The organism is Paenibacillus intestini (genome assembly GCF_030803945.1).
GTDB lineage: Bacteria > Bacillota > Bacilli > Paenibacillales > Paenibacillaceae > Paenibacillus > Paenibacillus polysaccharolyticus.
The window spans coordinates 868,732-886,781 of record NZ_JAURUN010000002.1; the positions used below are offsets into that span (position 1 = coordinate 868,732).

The following is an 18,050-nucleotide window of genomic DNA, read 5'->3' on the forward strand; positions in this document are numbered from 1 at the left end:
AACATCGGGCATTTCACAACACACTTCTGCATGCATGGATTTCCTCTGCTGGTCTGTTAACTGGCAACATATTACGTCGCACGGATGGAGTCAGGAACTTCAATGCACGGTTCTTAACCTCCTCAAGTGAGCCGGATTACGCCCTTGGGAACCTGCTTAATTCCCTAAGTAAGCGGTTACATTATCAAATTTATGTCATCATACCTTTTACTGTAAATATGGAAATTTAGTGTCCATCCCCCTCTTTTTATACTTATGATCGCCGCCCATGCCATTCACACTTCAATATTAACGTATCATTCGGTAACAAAAAAAAGCACAGCCTATGGCTGTGCAGGTAGTTCCGGATACGTTTCATTTACAGGCGCTGTCGTCTGGCGAACAATTAAATTCGATGGTTCCGTCACGACAGGGGGTGTATACGAGGGATTCTCAATCATCGCAATCAGATATTCAATGGCTCGAATACCAATGGTGTAGATATTCTGATTCACCGTTGTTAATCCTGGCTTAAACACCTCGGCATAATACGTATTGTCGAATCCAACCACTGAGATATCCTCTGGCACACTGAAACCATGTTTTTCAATCTCATGAATCGCGCCAAAAGCAGACATATCCGAGGCACAGATGATGCCTGTAGGTTGCTCCCTAAGAGCCAGCAAACGCCGAGCTGCCTTGGCACCGCCATCAAATGAATAGTCACAGACTTCCAGATAAATCGTCGCATAAGGAATACCGCATAAACGAAGCCCTTCCTTGTACCCGTCTAAACGAAGGTTAGCAACAGCAGGTCCCAGTGTACCTGAGATGTAGGCAATCTTGCGATGCCCAAGTTCATACAGATGCTTCACTGCCATAGCAACACCATTAACATTATCTGTCGTAATGTAACCTGCACGTTTGCCAAACAGATCGGTATCTATGAACATGGTTGGAATCTCTGCCGTGACCAGTTCCTGAATGCTTTTGTTTTCCCGTCCTTCCCCGAAAACAACAACGCCATCCACATTTCGGCTACGGCAGTGCTTGATGAAAGAATATGTAGGGTCATCAAATCGAGTTGATAATCGAACAAGATCATAACCGCTATTTTCCAAGGCCGTTTTGATCCCTTCAAGTAACTCGGATACAAACGGATTCGTAAACGGAACGGTAAGCAGTACCCCCACTGTCCATGAACGGCGTTTAACCAGTCCACGAGCGACTACATTGGGTTGATATTTTAATAGTTCGATAGCTATATTCACTTTTTTACGTGTTTTTTCACTAACGTCCGGATAGTCGTTCAATACTTTGGAAACGGTTGCAACAGATACTCCCGCTTCTTTGGCCACATCATGGATAGAAGCCATCTAATCACCTCGACCTCTTTTTAAATCGCCTGTCTCCGGCTATATTATCTATAACAACAGCAGGTTTGTCTACCCATTATAGCTTATTACAACCGGAAACGGTATGGAAGGTTCCTGGTGCTTCGGGGTCCACATTACTGCTACAGTTTCCTCAAATCCGTTGCAAGCTTCTCCATTGCTGTCGCAAAAACGGCAAGCTCGGATGAACGTGAAGCCTGACTGCGCGCCCCGTTCGAAGTACGCTCAGACTCCTGCTGCACTCTTTTTAATATTTCCATGATCTGATCCAGATTGGATTGAATTTTGCTTTGCGCGTCTCTGGAGCTTGCCGCCAGCTTGCGTACTTCGCTTGCAACCACTTCGAATCCGCGTCCGAACTCTCCGGCATGTGCCGCTTCAATTGCAGCGTTCAAGCCGACAAGGTGACTTTGATCGGAAATTTCACGAATCAGCTCACCCATTTTTTCGATCTGTTGCATTCCTCCGGTTAACTCTTCAAGGAGCACATGCGCCTGATCCTGGGAAACAACCGTTTCCTTCGCTACAGCGGAGATGGATAATGCATTTTCATTTAATTCCGTAATCATACCGGTAAGTTCCTGTGTAATTTGTGTGATGGCTTGTAGTGTACCATCCTGATCTGCAGCGAGCTGGTGAAGCTGTTCTTTTTCTTTTTTTTCGTAAGCTTCCAGAACCAGTTGGGAATCCAGATTGAACATTTTGCTTAGTGCATGTATAACGTAGTGCCACGAATCCGGGGTAAGCTGTTTAAATATGGTGGTAGCGATATCCAGATAGGCCATGTAAGCACCGAGATAATAGTTCGTTGTCAGGCCGATACGCGAATGAACTAATCCAATGGTGATCCGCTGTTCAATATATGCATCATCCACAATGCCGTCTGTCATGGATAACCAATACATCCGTTGTGTTTCCTTCAATCGTTCAATATTGGAAAATCGGGCGATCAGCTCCGTTAACTCTGGGTACTTCCCCACATGTTTGTAAAAGTGATCCACCACATCTTCAACAACTTTTTCGAAGACAGGCCGATGATCAGCAAGTAGTCTCAAATCTTGTGCAGTTAACCCCACATAATCCAGTTGTTTTTGCCTTTCTGCCGAAATGCTACTCATATCCGATCGGATCAACTCCTTATCTACTTTTCAACCAAAAATTAAAACAATTTTAATTGATTATAGACTAAACTACCTAAACACACATATACCCTAAGAACTATTTAATGTGGGATTAATTATATTTATTTGTCAAATATTGTTTTTAACTGGTTTATTTCAATATAAAAAGGCCCTGAATCTGTTGCGAAGGAGCCTCACAACAAATCTTCAGGACCTAATTCGGAATGGTGCTGCAGGTTAACGGTTAAGCAAACTTCCTACGTATCTTAGCAATTCATTTGCACTTGCAGCTGTATATCCATGCTCTTCGATAAGACGTTTGATGACTTCATTCATGCGCTTCAATTGAGTGGCATCCGGTGTTTTCGTAGACGTCGTAATCTTGACGATGTCCTTGAGATCAGCAAACAGCTTTTTCTCAATGGCTTCCCTTAGACGATCGTGGCTACTGTATTCAAACTTTCGTTCCTTACGGGAGTATGCCGAGATCCGAATCAGAATCTCTTCCCTGAACGCTTTCTTCGCATTCTCGGAGATCCCAATCTGCTCCTCAATGGAACGCATCAGCCGCTCATCCGGGTCCATCTCCTCATCTGTCAGCGGATCACGTATTTTAGACCAGTTGCAGAACGCTTCAATGTTATCCAGATAATTCTCAAACAAGGTTTTGGCTGACTCTTCGAACGAATATACAAAAGCTTTCTGCACTTCCTTCTTCGCAAGTTCATCATACTCTTTACGTGCCAGCGCGATAAAGTTCAAATACCGCTCGCGTTCTTCCTTAGTGATCGAAGCATGTTGATCCAGCCCATCCTTAATGGCACGCAGGATATCCAGCGCGTTAATGCACTGAAGGTTTTGCTTAATCAAAGCGCTGGATATCCGGTTAATGACGTACCGCGGATCGATACCGGACATGCCCTCGTCCAAATATTCATTTTGCATTTCTCGCAGATCTGCTTCTTTATACCCTTCAACCTCTTCGCCATCGTACATCCGCATTTTTTTCACCAGATCCATGCCTTGTTTCTTCGTTTCCTTCAATCGTGTAAGTATGGAAAAGATCGCCGCTGTACGCAGCGCATGCGGTGCAATGTGCACATGTTTCATATCACTTTGCTGAATTAGCTTGGCGTAAATTTTCTCTTCTTCCGACACCTTCAGGTTATACGGGATCGGCATCACAATCATCCGTGACTGCAAAGCCTCATTTTTCTTGTTTGAAATAAAAGACTTATACTCGGATTCGTTTGTATGTGCCACAATCATCTCATCTGCACTGATCAGTGCGAAGCGCCCCGCCTTAAAATTGCCTTCCTGCGTCAGGGATAACAGGTTCCACAGAAATTTTTCGTCACATTTCAGCATCTCCTGGAACTCCATCAAACCACGGTTGGCCTTATTCAGTTCCCCGTCAAAACGATACGCCCGCGGATCAGATTCCGATCCAAATTCGGTAATCGTGGAGAAGTCGATGCTGCCTGTAAGGTCAGCAATATCCTGAGATTTCGGGTCTGATGGACTGAATGTACCAATTCCCACCCGGTTATCTTCAGAGATGATGACCCGTTCCACCGGAACCTTGCTGATGTCCCCACCAAATTCGGTGCGAAGTCTCATCTGGCAGGAAGGGCACAGATTGCCCTCAATGCGCACACCGATCTCTTTCTCTACATCGGGCCGAAGCTCCAGCGGAATGAGATGTAGTGGCTCCTCATGCATCGGGCATCCCTCAATGGCGTAAACGGCCCCTTTTTCCGTACGTGAAAATTGCTCCAATCCCCTTTTTAGCAGGGTCACCAACGTGGATTTACCCCCACTGACCGGTCCCATCAGAAGCAAAATCCGTTTACGTACATCCAGACGGCGTGCAGCCGAATGAAAATACTCCTCCACCAGTTTTTCAATGGAACGATCCAATCCGAAGATCTCCTGCTCGAAAAATTTGTACCGCTTGTGTCCCGAGGCCTCTTCTACCCCAAACGATTCAATCATCTGATACACTCGTGCGTGAGCCGTCATTGCCGGAGTCGGGTCCTCTCTCAGCAGTGCAATATAATCTTCAAATGTTCCGTTCCATGACAAACGGTCACTCTCTGCCCGATATTCCGCAACGCGTTCAAAAATATTCATGCTTGGTACCTCCCATGGCTCCTTTAGTGTGATTGTCAACCATTCCGAATGGTATGAAGAAATCAATAGAGTTGCAGCTCCTGCTTGAATACCCTTCTGCGGTCCGGCTTAGTCCCGCTACCTTTGTTTCAATGGTCTTGTATGGATGTGAAAAGTGTATTACATACCTATGCGGCAACTTGGATAAGTTGACCTCTTTTTTTTCAAACCTTGATCCTGAATTTTACGTATGTGCTGTTCTATCAGACATCTTGTGACCTCAGAAAAAAAAGCATGAATATGCTATAATGAAGGTTCTAATGATGGAAACCGGACAATGCGGCGAAGGCAGGCAGAGCACCTTCGGGAGAGGAGTAGAGAGCATGGCTATACAATATGAAACGGAGCTGTATTCCCCTGTCAAAACTTTTTTTGAACAGCGCGGCTTCGATATCAAAGCAGAGGTTAAGCACTGTGACCTGGTCGGCATGAAGGCAGATCAGACGGACCCCCTTATTGTCGAGATGAAAAAAACGTTTAACCTGTCTTTGCTATTACAAGGCATGCAACGCCTGAAAATCAGCCCACTCGTATATCTGGCTGTGGAGCGCAACCGAAGTAAACGGGGAGCGGTTAATCAGCGCTGGAGCGAGTTAACAGCACTTTGCAGTCAACTAGGCCTGGGGCTATTGACGGTCACCTTTTACAAAACCAAAGCACCTCTGATTGATATATTATGCGAACCCTCTGCGATATCCGGCACTGAGCGACCCCGCCCGGTAGCCCGCAAGAGCGGGATACGCCGCCAGCGTCTGCTGAAGGAATTCGATGAACGAAGCGGAGACTATAATACAGGGGGCAGTACAGGCCGCCAGCTGATGACGGCTTATCGGGAAAAGGCTATACGTGTCGCCGCCGCGCTAAGGTCCAGTGGTGAATCTTCACCCGCGGCACTTGCCCGTCAGACAGGTGTAGGCTCAGCGGCAGCCATTTTGCAGAAAAACTATTACAGCTGGTTTGAACGTATTTCCCGCGGAAAATATATGCTCACCGTTAAAGGTGTGGAGGCATTAACGGAACATGCACTTATGATGCAAGACCAGGGACTGACGGCCGGGGAAACAGACATCTGGACTGATTATGATCAATTGAACACATTCAAAGTGAACTCGACTGCATCCGAAGATTGGGCACAGGAAGATCTTGTTCAGGTTGCCGAAGTCACCGAACGTTATCTTCTGAACCCAACCAAGAACTGAACTGAACGATACGATGAACGATAAGCTCGCCAAAAACATACAAAAAAACGCCCGTTATCTCCTTCCGGAGACGACGGGCGTTTTCCATATGGAATTGGATTAGAAGCTTGCTGCAACTTCTTTAGCCAATTTCAAGCCAGCTTCCACGATCTCTTGGGAACGATCAGGAGAAGCATTGTGACCTTCTACAACGACAACCTCAGGGTTTTGGATGCCCCAGAAGCCAAGTACGTTCGTTACATAACGAACGGACATTTCAGCAGATGCCATAGGCTCTACGGAATATACGCTACCACGTGCGTTAAGCAATGCTACTTTTTTGTCGCCTACAAGACCTACTGGGCCTTCAGCAGTGTATTTGAACATTTTGCCTGCTTGGCTCAGGTAAGAGATGTAGTTAACCAGCGGTGCTGGAACAGTGAAGTTCCACAGTGGGAATGCAAATACCACTTTATCAGCTGCAAGGAATTGATCTTGCAATTGCGCAGCCAGTGTTGCTGCTTTTTGCTCTTCTGGAGTTGCTTCGATACCGTTAGCTGCTTTGTAACCACCAGTGATTACAGTGTTGCCGTAGTAAGGAAGATCTGTATTGTAGAGGTCCAGCTCAGTGATGGTATCACCTGGGTGGGACTCTTTGTATGCGCTCAGGAATGCATCGTACAATTGAACACTAACTGCTTGATCCGCAGGACGGTCATTAGCTTTAATAAAAAGAACGTTAGACATGTTAAAATTTCCCCCAATGATTAAAATGTATGAGTGTGTCCTCTGGACTCGCAACGGTTGTTGCATCGTATTAAAGAAGTCGATCACTCATTAATTCATATTATATATAAAAATGTTAGTGGATGCAATAAGGTAATCTAGATGATTTGTAAACTAATCTGAAATTCTTTGGATGAAATCGCTCTACCTTTAGCTACGAGCGGTAAATTCTAAGATAGCTTCGTTAATCAAATTCATGCCAAGCAACAACTCATCCCGGCCGGGACGGCTGAAGTTCAACCGAATATATTGTTGATCAAGTGTTCCTGTGGAGCATAATGTTCCTGGTAGAAAAGATACTCCCTTCAATAAAGCTGCCTTAAGCAGCGCCTCACTGTTCAATCCTTCCGGCAATCGCACCCATAGATACATTCCACCCTGAGGAATGTTATAGCTACATCCTTTCCAGCCGGGTCTCTTCAACAACTCAAGCATTAATTTAAGTCTTGTTTTATATTCCCTGTTCAGCATGGATAAGTGATCGCTCCATCGAAAAGGTGACTGCGCGAGCAATTGGTACAGTAGTCGCTGATTCATTGGACTGGATTGTCCATCCGCAATTCGTTTGACGGAGGCCATTGCCTGGATCAGTGATGGATGTCCCGCAGCCCACCCTGTGCGGAGAGCAGGTGCAACTGTTTTGCTGAAGGACCCGATATAGAGGACATGTCCACCTTGATCTGCAGTGTCCAATGCGAAGAGTGAAGGATACTTGCGATAGAAGGTAGCTGGCTCCGAGCCGTCAAAATGCAACTCACCATAGGAATCATCCTCAACAAGCAACACACCGTAACGCGCGCACAGATCAAGAACAGCTTCTCGTCGTTCCAGGCTCCACAAGATTCCCGTGGGATTGGAAAAGCTGGGTGCAGCAAAAAGCAGCTTCGGTCTCACCTGCTGCATGTGCTGTTCCAATAAATCTGGTAAAATTCCATCCTGATCTCCCATAACAGGTACAATTGTGGCTCCTTGCATTTCGAGTACTTCAAGACAACCGGGAGAAGTCGGATGTTCAACAAGTACAGAGTCTCCCGGCTCCAGTAAAAGACGCATCACGAGATCGATTGCCTGTTGGGTGCCTGTAGTCAGCAAAATCTGATTGGAGACAGTCCGGATACCCTTGCGCTTATTCCAATCATTATTCAACCATTCTCTTAATGGAGCATATCCACCTGGCTCACCATACTGCAATGCAGAAGGTCCTGAACTAAATACGGACAACGCCGCTTCCTCCAAAAGTTTAAAAGGAAACAGTTCCTCCGCTGGCAACTCTTCAGCGAGAGAAATGAAATACTCCTTGCCAGACATCTCACGTATATCCCTCAGTGGTGAAGACAAAAGCCTGTTGGTACGGGAAGCAAAGAAATATTTCATGGATAGATCCCCCTTCATCCCTATTCCGAAACTGTTCTCGCAGCCGCCCTACAACCTATTCCGAATGGGCACCAAATATAACTGAACGAATACCTGAATTATCTCATGAAGCGAGGCAATCTGACTTTGACCTCTAGGAGCAATTTTATTATGACCAGCTAGGACCAGCGGAGACAATAATTAAGACACCGTCTTGGATTGTCTTGCATGCAAGGCATAACGTTCGATGGCCTGTGCTCTGCTGCTCACTTCCAGCTTCACATAGATTTTACGCAAGTAATTGTCTATCGAGCGCCGACTCACATTGATCTCACTCGCTATTTTATCATAGGTTATCCCTTGAACAATTCTTTCCATAATAAAAGTTTCTGTCTCGGTTAGTTCAATTATACCTTCTTCAGACTGTGAATCGGCAGGTTGCCCCCAATCCTCACTGTTTAACCAAGACATGGGTATTGAAACGTAGCCTTCTCTTAGTCCGGAGATCAGATGAATCAATTGGCTTGGCGAAGCCTGTTTGGATAACATGCCGCTTGCACCGAGACTCATTAGGTAACGAAACAACTTTACGTTATCTTCATCTGTCAGAATAATAATATGTGTCTCATTCGAAAGCCCTTTGATTTGAGCGATGTACTGATCTGCCTGCCCTTCTGGCAAACGATAATCCATGAGAATCAAATCAGGCTTGTGCGCACTCACCAGTTCAAGACCCTCCGTTCCGGTCGAAGTCATACCACGTACCGTCAGATCCTGTTGCTCTTCCAAGATTAATTTTGTTCCCAGCATGCTGGTGGGGTGGATATCTACGATGACCACCTGCCATACTTTTTTCATTGTGGTTCCCCCTGTTATGTATTGGACAATTGACTTCTGTTTTCCATCTATATCCTTTATGCGACAGTCCGAGTATAGATGAAGCTAAGGTCGGATTATGTCGAATAAAAGGAAAATACAGGACTCAGCGCTCAAAAACTCTGTTTTCTGACTGTATTCTACTGTAGAAAAGGCAAGATGGGCCCCATTCCATGCATGAAATGATCAAAACCTAGTATAAAATTCCTGCATTTCTATCTAAAAAAGTCGAAAAACCTGCCCAAAGTTCCTACTTATTGCATCTATAAGAAATTGTATCCTAGGACTTCCTTCCGATGCAATCTCTTTTTGATCTATTATTTAAAGAATTTCATTTTTGCGTAATCAATAGCACCATGATAGAATGAGGATTGGAATTTTTTAATCTAATATATAGAACCAGGAGTGATGTTATGAAACCATCCGACCCGTCTTCTGACATCCATCACACCCGGAGCGCCAAAGGCAAGATCAGATCATCCGTTAAATGGTTTCTGGTCATGTGGATCGTTCTCATTGTACTAGGAGTCACTGGAACCTACTATTATAGTAATCACCTCCAGCAACAGATGATCAACCAGCTTCAGGTCCATACTGAGCATCAGATTGACGCATTGAAAAGCGATTATGAAAAGCAACTAACAACGATCTCTTCAGAAGTTGCAGCATTGCAGGGACAGGTTCAGTCCTTCAATGAACTGCTTACGTTCACCAAGGACAATGCAAGCAACAAAACAGACAACAGCAACAAATTGTATACGCAATTGAGCGAAGTGAAGAAACAACTGGAAGCTCTCCAGAAAAAGATGGACTTGCTCAAATGATTACACCCGTGAAACAGGTTAATCGTGTTTTTATGCTTGCACTCGCTCCTTTTATAGGATTGATCATATGTTTGTTGCTATTTCGTCCTGAATTAGAAGTAGGAGCTATCATTCCTACAAGCTTGCCAGAAGATCAGGTAACCTCTCAGACCCAAACAATCAGTAAGGAACTTGCGGGAGCAAAAGAGGCTGCTGTTCAAACTTCTTCTTCTATTAAAAGAACGACCCTGCTTTACAATAAAACGACCAGTACGATGTCTACCATTGTACAAAAGGCTAAAGTTCAAGCTGCTCGCCCGGAAACAATCTACAATAAGCGCATTACGTCCAAACTTGGCGTTCCTTTTGATCGTGTAGACAGTGATCGGATCACCATTGAACTGTATCGGGTAAACCCAGGCAGCTACAAGGGATATGCCATGAAGATCAAGCTGAAAGATCACAATGCGATGAAGATGGCCTTGAATAGTGAGCTAGGGCGATCAGAAACGACAATGCAGGCCGTGAAACGGAGCGGAGCGATTGCCGGGATTAATGCTGGCGGATTTGCTGACAGCGGCGGCAAGCGTTACCCCCTCAGCACTACCGTCATGGATGGGAAGTATATCAACGGTTTTCAGGCTAGCTTCAAAGACCTGTTCTTTGTCGGGCTAAACGATGATGGTAAACTGGTAGGAGGGAAATTTTTCGATAAAAGCTCCCTGGATCGCCTACACCCGCAATTTGGAGCGACATTTGTACCGATCCTTATGAAAAACGGACAGAAAACGATTATTCCGGACAAATGGAAGGTGTCACCGAAGCGTGCTCCACGAACCGTCATTGGTAACTACAAAGATGATCAATTACTGATCATGGTTGTCGATGGTTATAACGAGAGCGGAAGCTCAGGTGCTACCCTCGAAGAGATGCAAGGTCGACTTCTTAAACTTGGCGTGGTGGACGCTTATAATCTCGATGGCGGTGGCTCCTCATCGCTAATTCTGAATAATCGAGTCATCAATAACCCTTCGGATGGCAATCTGAGACCTGTTCCTACCCACTTTTTATTTTACAAATGATGGGACAAGGCATTCCTTTTCTAACGAATATGGTTATAATAGAAGTAAATGAGCTTGTGCAGGAGGTGCGAAGTGTATGTCGTTTTCGCTGACATTCTGGATTATTGCAGTTGTATTAACACTATTCATCACAGGTATCCTCACTTCATCCTACAACCAAGACAAAACAAAAGGCCTGTAACTGTAGGGCCAAGCCTCTCTTCGGAGAGGCTTTTTTCATGTTTCTGCATATAGCAAAAGACAAGTTTTAAAAGGATGTTCTCTCCCTCCAAAGCTTGTCTCTTGCTATAACAATTGAATTCGCCTAACAAACTCTCGGCGGTGACACGAAAAGCTTGTTTAATAGCTGACTGCACGTTCGTTTGCATTGGGCATGGGCAACCTGACTTCTACCGAATTAGGCCCGGTTACGGATTCCCCTTCCACCAAGGTGACATATATGCGCTCGTGATCCACAGGTTCTCCAGCTATAATTTTAATTAATTGTTCAGCTGCAAGTGCTCCCCACTTTCGTTTGGAATAATCGATACTTGCCAGTCTGGGCTGTACGTAGTTAGTAAGTTCAATATGATCGAAGCCAATGACATCAATCTGTTTGCCAATCTCGAGTTCACTATCTGCAAGACGATCACATAAACCTATAGCCATCTCATCATTAAGACAAAAAACAGCTGCCGGCCCTTCATACGTCTGTATAATGTAATCTGCGGCTCGTTCCCCACCGCTTTTCTCGAAATCTCCCATGATTTCTATCCATTCCACATCCGCCTGACGCTCCGCAACCTGTCTTACAGCCTTCAACCGTTGTAGAGAGTCAAACGACCCTTCTGGACCTGTAACCACGTAGATCTTTTTGTGCCCGTGTTCAATCAAATATTCCATCGCCAGTGTGGCCCCAGCCTTGTTATCGAGCAGTACCTGATTTATATTAGGATGTTTCAACTCACGGTCAAGCACTACAATTTTATGTCCTCGATCCGCATACTGCATAAGTTCCTCACTTGAGAACGTATGATCGAGAATAATCGCCCCGTCAATCATTCGCTCCGGCAACATCCGATGAGACTGTTTACCGCTACATACAATAAGATCATACCCCTGGGCATTACATATCGCCTTCATACCCGTTAACAAGTCTCCGTATACATCACCGCTGAAATCCGTGAGAAAAACACCTAGAATCCGTGACTCTCTCTTTTTCAAGGTTCTGGCAGCCGCGTTGGGAACATAGTTCAGCTCTTTGGCGATGACCAAAATTTTAGAACGGGTCTCATCGGTGACTTTATTGCTTCCATTCAGCGCGTACGATACGGTCGAGATGGAAACACCCGCCTTTTTGGCGATATCCTTGATACTGACCATATTCTTCGCTCCTCTGTTATGTTGATCAGGCCTCTCCTAATGAAAGACCTGAACTTAAAATAAGAAGTAACAGACGTCTCGTTACAGCATAAAACGATTCAGACAAGTCTGAATGTTTGGCTCTGTGTATCTCTGCTATTTGGTCCAACCAGCACACGAAACTCTCCACGATCACTGCGATAGCTGAGATCAGCATGATGATAACGCAATTGTTCTTCATTTAATGTAAACTTAGCCGTACCCGTTTCCCCTGGTGCAAGGGATAGCTTCACATAATCTTTCAACTCACGCATCGGACGAACCACTTCTCCGCTTACATCCCGAACGTATAGTTGCACAGTCTCTACACCAGCATGATCCCCTGTATTGGTTACACGCACCTGAACCGTCAGAGAATCATTTGCAGTCAGCTCCTGTCCCGACACTTCAACCTCTCCATAAGCAAATGTCGTATAGGAAAGACCGTATCCAAACGGGAACAACGGTTCATTCGGACTGTCAATATATTGGGAAACATAACGATTCTCGGTATTATTCGGGTTGATTGGGCGCCCTGTATTGAAATGGTTGTAATATACCGGAACTTGTCCAACCGATTGTGGGAAGGACATCGTAAGTCGTGCAGACGGATTCACTGCTCCTGTGAGAATATCCGCAATCGCTGTCCCCCCTTCGCTTCCCGGGAACCAGGCTTCAAGTACAGCATCTGATTCGCCGACGACTCCGTTCAGATCAAGTGGACGTCCATTGAAAATGACAATGGCGATTGGTTTGCCTGATGCCTTGAGCGCCTGTATCAATCGTAACTGTGCTGCCGGCAAACGAATATCTGTCCGCGAGCCGCCTTCTCCACTCATCTCGGAATCTTCGCCCAGTGCAAGCACGATGATATCAGACTGACTTGCTGCTTCCAGTGCTACGGCAATCTGCTCATCCGTGATGGTATGCACATCACTGCCTTGAGCCAAGAGAACCTTACCTTGTGGGAGACGCTCCTGCAACGCTGTTCCTAGCTTCACCGCATCCGATTTGACACCTTCACAAGACCACCAGCCGAGGATGTCTTCGCTTTGAGCGAAAGGTCCAATTAATGCAACTCTCGCATCAGGTTGTAGCGGAAGGGTCTGTCCGTCATTTTTGAGCAGCACCGCAGACTTCGCAGCAAGTTCTCGTGATACCTCACGATGTTCCTTGGAGAAAACTATCTCGCGCTCACGCTCCGGATCAGCAGCTCGGAACGGGTTATCGAACAGACCCAGCTTGTCTTTGAGCTGCAAAATGCGCAAAACTGCTTCATCAACAAGGTGCTCTTGCACTTCACCCTTTTGAACCAGTTCAGGCAAATGGTTGACGTAACATGGCGTCATCATCTCCATATCGACACCCGCACGAATCGCACGATATGCCGCCTCCCGGTCATCCTCGGCCGCACCATGGGCAATCATCTCACGAATGGAAGCCCAGTCCGAGATTAGCACGCCATCAAAGCCCCATTCTTCGCGCAAAATATTACGCATTAACTTCTCATTCCCGCTGGCTGGAATACCATCAACGGTATTGAATGAAGTCATTACCATCTCCACACCAGCATCCAGTGCCGCCTTATATGCTGGCAGATAATATTCACGGAGCTGACGCTCTGACATATCTACCGTATTGTAATCACGCCCACCCTCCGCTGCACCATACGCGGCAAAGTGTTTTACACAGGCTGCAAGACGATCCAGCTCATCCGTCAGGTTATCACCCTGATAACCACGTACAAAAGCAGCAGCAAATAAACTATTTAGATACGGGTCTTCACCCGTTGTTTCCATCACACGCCCCCAGCGCGGATCACGAACCAGATCGACCATCGGTGCAAAAGTGACATGCAAACCGGATACTGCGGATTCACGCGCCGCAATCTCGGCACTCTTCTCCGCAAGTTCCAGATCCCATGAACAGCCAATGGCCAGCGGGATCGGGAAGATCGTTTTATAACCATGCACCACGTCTGCCATGAATAATAGCGGGATGCCGAGACGGCTTTTTTCCATATAAGCCCGTTGCACATCCATTATCGCTTGTGCACCGGATAAGCCAAGAATGGAGCCGCTCGCTCTCACGGATTGCTCTGTAATGCCCATCTCTTCCATCGGCCCTGTAATCTGGCCCTGCGTATCTGTCCCTTCATAGAAGTTGGCAGTCAGCTGTAACAGCTGTGCCACTTTCTCCTCCAGCGTCATCTGATTCACTAAATCCATCAACTGCTGATTATCCACGTAACCATCCTCCACTACCTTTTAATTGAAAGAAAGAACCCGGCTGCGTTCGGGGAGAGACGCGCACCGGGTTCAATCGGACGGAGAGACAGAACGCTCCTGTCATCCCCTTGTTGTTCTTCATTTCATTACGTTTATTTGAACTTTTCGTTCAATTCGTCCAGATAAGGCTGAACCAGAGACATTTTGCTATTAACCCACTCTTTCCAGTTAGCTTCCAAGTCTCCGCCTTTGAGGATCAAGTTCGCATATTCGTTTTGATAATCGAAAGATGCTTGGCTCTTCGCTTTGGAATCATACAGGTTAACATCCCAATCGTATGGTGCAAGTGATTTACTTTCAGTACCAAGCTTTGCTTTCTCCTGGAACAATTCTACTGCTCTATCACGATAATCTTTTTTGATTGCAGGGTTTACTACACTGAAGTCATCGCCAAGAAGATAGAGTCCTTCAAAACGTGCAGGGTACTTGTCTTCGAGTACCGTTCCCTCTGGTAGCAAGTTCACCAACTCTTTGTTGTCATCGTATTTCCAGTCCTTGCCTTCGAAGCCCATGTTGATCAGCAATTGTCCTTCTTTGGTTGCAGAGTAATCGATCAAGTCCATAATGCGTTCGAATTTCTCGTCACTAATGTTCGGGTTGAAAATCAGAGCAGACCAGAAGTTCGCTTGCTCCATATTGCGGTATTTACCGTCATCACCAAGAACGATCGCTGTGTGAACGAGATCATCACTGTTAACGCCAAGGTTCTTTCTCATATCAGAATCCAGACCTTGTCTATAAGAAGCAAGTCCACCAAGACTAGTTACAGCTGCAGTACCTGTTACTTTGAAGTTGTTTTGTCCTTCATTGTTTTTCCAAGTGTAGAACTCTGGGTTAAGCAACCCATCCTTGTACGCTTTTTGCATCAATTTCAAACCTGTCAGTGTTTCCTGATCTGCAGGGCCCCAATGGAACTTACCATCTTCACCTTTGTAGAAAGGAACGTCTGTCATCGCATGAACACTATTCGGCATGATCATGTTTGTCATTGCATCGGCAGCATTGTAAGACAATGGCACCAGTTTATTACCCACCTTACCTGGGTCCTTTTCTTTCACCAGTTCAGCGAACTGATTCAATTCAGAAGTTGTGTACGCATCTTTCAGTTCAAACCCAACCGCTTTTGCCCAGTCTTTACGAAGAGCGATAACACCAATTTGGTTGGTCAGCGGATCAGCAGGTTTGTTTTCGAAATAAATAGGTCTAGGAAGCACATACGTACCGCCTGTCAATTCTTCCAGCTTGTCGCCAAGTCCTGTCAGCTTGTAAGCCGCAGCAACGTTAGGCCATCTTTCTTTCCAATCATCCGGGAACTTGTAGAACAAGCCTTGATCAATGTTGTTGATGGCATCACCGTGTACATAATTCCATACCGCTACATCCGGCAGGTCACCAGAGTTAATCCACAGGCGAAGCTTCTCACCCCATGAATCCCAGTCAATATAGTTGTAATCCCACTTGATGTTAAACTTGTCTTCCCAGAACTTATGGAACTCATTGTCCATATTTCCGGTTTTCACTTCGGTCAGATTCGCTACGGAAATGGTCAGGTTATCTTTGTAATTCCCTTCCGCATCCTTTTCGTTGCCACCATCTGAGCCTTTGCTGCTGTTGGAACAAGCCGACACTACCAACATCATGAGACAGAGTGTGATCGCAAATAACGATTTGACTGACAACTTTTTACCCGTTTTCATGCTTTTACCCCCATGTTTTTAGTCGAATTTCTTGTGCATTGAAATCCTATGTGTATATCAGGTCTTGATAGCCCCTGTTAATACCCCTTTGGCAAAGTGCTTTTGCAACATTGGGAAGAAACACATAATTGGTACCATCGTGATAAATACTGCAGCCATCTTCATACCCATAGAGAAGCTGCTCAGTTTTACTGCGTCCACACTGGATGCATTGGAGGCATTCGTTGTGGCAGTTACAATGATGTTCCTTAGCACGTTTTGCAGCGGTAACTGGTCCGCTTTTCGCAGGAAGATCATCGCGTCATACCAACTGTTCCAGTAGGCTACCCCGTAGAAGAGTGTAATGGTTGCCATAATTGGCGTTGCCAGCGGAAGAACGACGGAGAATAAAATTCTCCACTCTCCTGCACCATCGAGTCGTGCAGATTCCATAAGGGATTCAGGCAGTGTGTAGAAATAGTTCATCATCAGAATCATGTTAAAGGCACTGAAGCTTCCTGCCAGAATAACAGACCATAATGTACCTGTTAGTTGTAGTGATTTCATAATCAGATACAGAGGAACGATACCCCCGTTAAAGATCATGGTGAACAGTACCAGGAAAAAGAGAAACTTTTTAAATGGGAAATTGCCGCGGCTCAGGCCATAAGCCATGCTTGTTGTCAGGAACAAGCTCAGCGGTAAGCCAATCACCAGCAAGATCAATGTATTTTTGTAACCCGACAGGATTCTACCGTCAGCGAACAGTGCTTTATATGAATCAAGCGTGAACTCTTTCGGGAACATCAGGAACGGATTTTCAGCATACTCTTTTTGGGTTGCAAACGAGATCATAATGACATTCCAGAACGGAATCAGAATCATCAGTGCAAGTACCAATAAAACGGCGAATATCATGTAATCCAGAAAGGTCATTCGTTCGGTGCCAATCTTAGGTTTTCTTCCAGCTTTGCTCATCTCACTTCTCCTCCTCTCTTATCGGAATAAACCGTCTCCACCAAGCCACTTGGCAAATCTGTCGGCCAGAAGCAACAGCGCCATATTCACCAGGGAACGGAACAAGCTGACCGCTGTCGAGAATGAAAAGTCGGTTGATGACTGGAACGTAATCCGATAGATATATACATCGAGTACTTCAGATACATTTTTCGTTGCGGCGTTCGCCAAGTTGAAGATCTGGTCGAAACCGGAGGACATCAATCCGCCCACCGACAAAATAAACATAACCGTGATCGTTGGCATAATGTTTGGCAGCGTAATGCGGAACATCTGCTGCATCCGGGATGCTCCATCGATCTGTGCAGATTCATATTGATCCTGATCGATACCGGAGATCGCTGCCAGGAAGATAATTGCGCCCCAGCCGCTCGATTTCCAAATGTCAGTCAGCAACAACATCGGAACAAAGTTGGATTCCGAACCCAAGAAATTAATCGTCGGTAAACCAAGTAATCCAAGTGCACTGTTTACAAGTCCGTCATAGGCAAGCACGTTAATGACTACACCGGATACGATGATCCAGGACAGGAAGTGCGGAAATGTCAGGACGGTCTGGAACCACTTCTTACCTCTGCGCATCCGCAACTCATTCAACAGCAGTGCCAGAATAATCGGAAACGGGAACTGAATAATCAGCTTCAAAATGTTAATGTAAAGCGTCCGCCATACGGCATCAATAAAGGTCGGATCGCGGAAGACATATTTGAAGTTTTCAAATCCGCTCCACGGACTTCCCCAGATTCCAAGGTTAGCCTTGTAGTCTTTGAACGCCAGTGACAGGCCGCCCATCGGCATATAGGCAAACAGGATCAACCAGACCATCCCTGGAATAAGCAGGGTATACGTCATTCGGTGTTTCCAGATTTCAGTCCAAAGCGACTTACCTCTCATGTTTGCCTTCAGCTTTTTGTTAGGTCCTTCGGCTGCAGGTTTCAATTTGCA

At 45.7% G+C, this 18,050-nt stretch carries 14 protein-coding genes; 3 read left to right on the forward strand and 11 right to left on the reverse strand.

Features of this window, described 5'->3' with window-relative positions:
* Positions 1 to 323: 323 nt before the first annotated feature.
* The 3 genes from J2T16_RS08965 to J2T16_RS08975 all read right to left on the reverse strand — a co-directional run bounded on the left by J2T16_RS08965 (position 324) and on the right by J2T16_RS08975 (position 4,627).
* Positions 324 to 1,355 (reverse strand): LacI family DNA-binding transcriptional regulator, encoded by a 1,032-nt coding sequence (locus tag J2T16_RS08965; protein WP_154886823.1) that lies wholly within the window; start codon positions 1,353 to 1,355, stop codon positions 324 to 326.
* Positions 1,356 to 1,495: 140 nt separating this feature from the next.
* The gene (locus tag J2T16_RS08970) at positions 1,496 to 2,491 is read right to left on the reverse strand and encodes a protoglobin domain-containing protein (RefSeq protein WP_499018170.1); all 996 of its coding nucleotides are present in this window, start codon (positions 2,489 to 2,491) and stop codon (positions 1,496 to 1,498) included.
* A gap of 240 nt (positions 2,492 to 2,731) precedes the next feature.
* Positions 2,732 to 4,627 (reverse strand): PrkA family serine protein kinase, encoded by a 1,896-nt coding sequence (locus J2T16_RS08975; protein WP_154886827.1) that lies wholly within the window; start codon positions 4,625 to 4,627, stop codon positions 2,732 to 2,734.
* A gap of 362 nt (positions 4,628 to 4,989) precedes the next feature.
* Between J2T16_RS08975 and J2T16_RS08980 the strand changes: the two genes are divergently transcribed.
* Complete coding sequence (locus tag J2T16_RS08980) at positions 4,990 to 5,865, forward strand: DUF2161 domain-containing phosphodiesterase (RefSeq protein WP_499018171.1); 876 nt, start codon at positions 4,990 to 4,992, stop codon at positions 5,863 to 5,865.
* A 99-nt stretch (positions 5,866 to 5,964) separates the two neighbouring features.
* On the opposite strand, the gene J2T16_RS08985 is transcribed toward J2T16_RS08980, so the two are convergent.
* From J2T16_RS08985 to J2T16_RS08995, 3 genes are all read right to left on the reverse strand, one after another.
* Positions 5,965 to 6,657 carry an FMN-dependent NADH-azoreductase gene (locus J2T16_RS08985; RefSeq protein WP_499018172.1) on the reverse strand — a complete coding sequence of 231 codons (693 nt, stop codon included), beginning with the start codon at positions 6,655 to 6,657 and terminating at the stop codon, positions 5,965 to 5,967.
* A gap of 123 nt (positions 6,658 to 6,780) precedes the next feature.
* Positions 6,781 to 8,004: an aminotransferase-like domain-containing protein gene (locus J2T16_RS08990; RefSeq protein ID WP_499018173.1), complete on the reverse strand. Its 1,224-nt coding sequence runs from the start codon at positions 8,002 to 8,004 to the stop codon at positions 6,781 to 6,783.
* A gap of 180 nt (positions 8,005 to 8,184) precedes the next feature.
* Positions 8,185 to 8,841 carry a response regulator transcription factor gene (locus J2T16_RS08995; RefSeq protein WP_221786424.1) on the reverse strand — a complete coding sequence of 219 codons (657 nt, stop codon included), beginning with the start codon at positions 8,839 to 8,841 and terminating at the stop codon, positions 8,185 to 8,187.
* 431 nt (positions 8,842 to 9,272) lie between these two features.
* Between J2T16_RS08995 and J2T16_RS09000 the strand changes: the two genes are divergently transcribed.
* Both J2T16_RS09000 and J2T16_RS09005 read left to right on the forward strand, forming a co-directional pair.
* A complete protein-coding gene (locus J2T16_RS09000) occupies positions 9,273 to 9,683 on the forward strand; it encodes a hypothetical protein (protein WP_499018176.1) in 411 nt (136 codons plus the stop codon).
* On the forward strand, positions 9,680 to 10,744 hold the full coding sequence (locus tag J2T16_RS09005) for a phosphodiester glycosidase family protein (protein ID WP_499018177.1): 1,065 nt from the start codon (positions 9,680 to 9,682) through the stop codon (positions 10,742 to 10,744). The genes J2T16_RS09000 and J2T16_RS09005 overlap by 4 nt, the downstream gene beginning before the upstream one ends.
* Positions 10,745 to 11,083: 339 nt before the next feature.
* Here the strand turns inward: J2T16_RS09005 and J2T16_RS09010 are convergent, their stop codons facing one another.
* The 5 genes from J2T16_RS09010 to J2T16_RS09030 form a co-directional block, all read right to left on the reverse strand.
* The gene (locus J2T16_RS09010; RefSeq protein WP_221786421.1) at positions 11,084 to 12,106 is read right to left on the reverse strand and encodes a LacI family DNA-binding transcriptional regulator; all 1,023 of its coding nucleotides are present in this window, start codon (positions 12,104 to 12,106) and stop codon (positions 11,084 to 11,086) included.
* A gap of 98 nt (positions 12,107 to 12,204) precedes the next feature.
* Positions 12,205 to 14,370, reverse strand: a complete 2,166-nt coding sequence (gene bglX, locus J2T16_RS09015; protein WP_499018178.1) for a beta-glucosidase BglX — start codon at positions 14,368 to 14,370, stop codon at positions 12,205 to 12,207.
* Positions 14,371 to 14,504: 134 nt separating this feature from the next.
* Positions 14,505 to 16,109, reverse strand: coding sequence for a type 2 periplasmic-binding domain-containing protein (locus J2T16_RS09020; protein ID WP_090919914.1), 1,605 nt, complete (start codon positions 16,107 to 16,109; stop codon positions 14,505 to 14,507).
* A gap of 57 nt (positions 16,110 to 16,166) precedes the next feature.
* Positions 16,167 to 17,066: a carbohydrate ABC transporter permease gene (locus J2T16_RS09025; protein WP_090919912.1), complete on the reverse strand. Its 900-nt coding sequence runs from the start codon at positions 17,064 to 17,066 to the stop codon at positions 16,167 to 16,169.
* An 18-nt stretch (positions 17,067 to 17,084) separates the two neighbouring features.
* Positions 17,085 to 18,044 (reverse strand): ABC transporter permease, encoded by a 960-nt coding sequence (locus J2T16_RS09030; protein WP_090919910.1) that lies wholly within the window; start codon positions 18,042 to 18,044, stop codon positions 17,085 to 17,087.
* Between the last annotated feature and the right edge of the window lie 6 nt (positions 18,045 to 18,050).

Bases quoted from the DNA above. Each gene is read 5' to 3' on its own strand.
- J2T16_RS08965 (WP_154886823.1), bottom strand. From the start codon at position 1,355: ATGGCTTCTATCCATGATGTGGCCAAAGAAGCGGGAGTATCTGTTGCA.
- J2T16_RS08970 (WP_499018170.1), bottom strand. From the start codon at position 2,491: ATGAGTAGCATTTCGGCAGAAAGGCAAAAACAACTGGATTATGTGGGG.
- J2T16_RS08975 (WP_154886827.1), bottom strand. From the start codon at position 4,627: ATGAATATTTTTGAACGCGTTGCGGAATATCGGGCAGAGAGTGACCGT.
- J2T16_RS08980 (WP_499018171.1), top strand. From the start codon at position 4,990: ATGGCTATACAATATGAAACGGAGCTGTATTCCCCTGTCAAAACTTTT.
- J2T16_RS08985 (WP_499018172.1), bottom strand. From the start codon at position 6,657: ATGCAACAACCGTTGCGAGTCCAGAGGACACACTCATACATTTTAATC.
- J2T16_RS08990 (WP_499018173.1), bottom strand. From the start codon at position 8,004: ATGAAATATTTCTTTGCTTCCCGTACCAACAGGCTTTTGTCTTCACCA.
- J2T16_RS08995 (WP_221786424.1), bottom strand. From the start codon at position 8,841: ATGAAAAAAGTATGGCAGGTGGTCATCGTAGATATCCACCCCACCAGC.
- J2T16_RS09000 (WP_499018176.1), top strand. From the start codon at position 9,273: ATGAAACCATCCGACCCGTCTTCTGACATCCATCACACCCGGAGCGCC.
- J2T16_RS09005 (WP_499018177.1), top strand. From the start codon at position 9,680: ATGATTACACCCGTGAAACAGGTTAATCGTGTTTTTATGCTTGCACTC.
- J2T16_RS09010 (WP_221786421.1), bottom strand. From the start codon at position 12,106: ATGGTCAGTATCAAGGATATCGCCAAAAAGGCGGGTGTTTCCATCTCG.
- J2T16_RS09020 (WP_090919914.1), bottom strand. From the start codon at position 16,109: ATGAAAACGGGTAAAAAGTTGTCAGTCAAATCGTTATTTGCGATCACA.
- J2T16_RS09025 (WP_090919912.1), bottom strand. From the start codon at position 17,066: ATGAGCAAAGCTGGAAGAAAACCTAAGATTGGCACCGAACGAATGACC.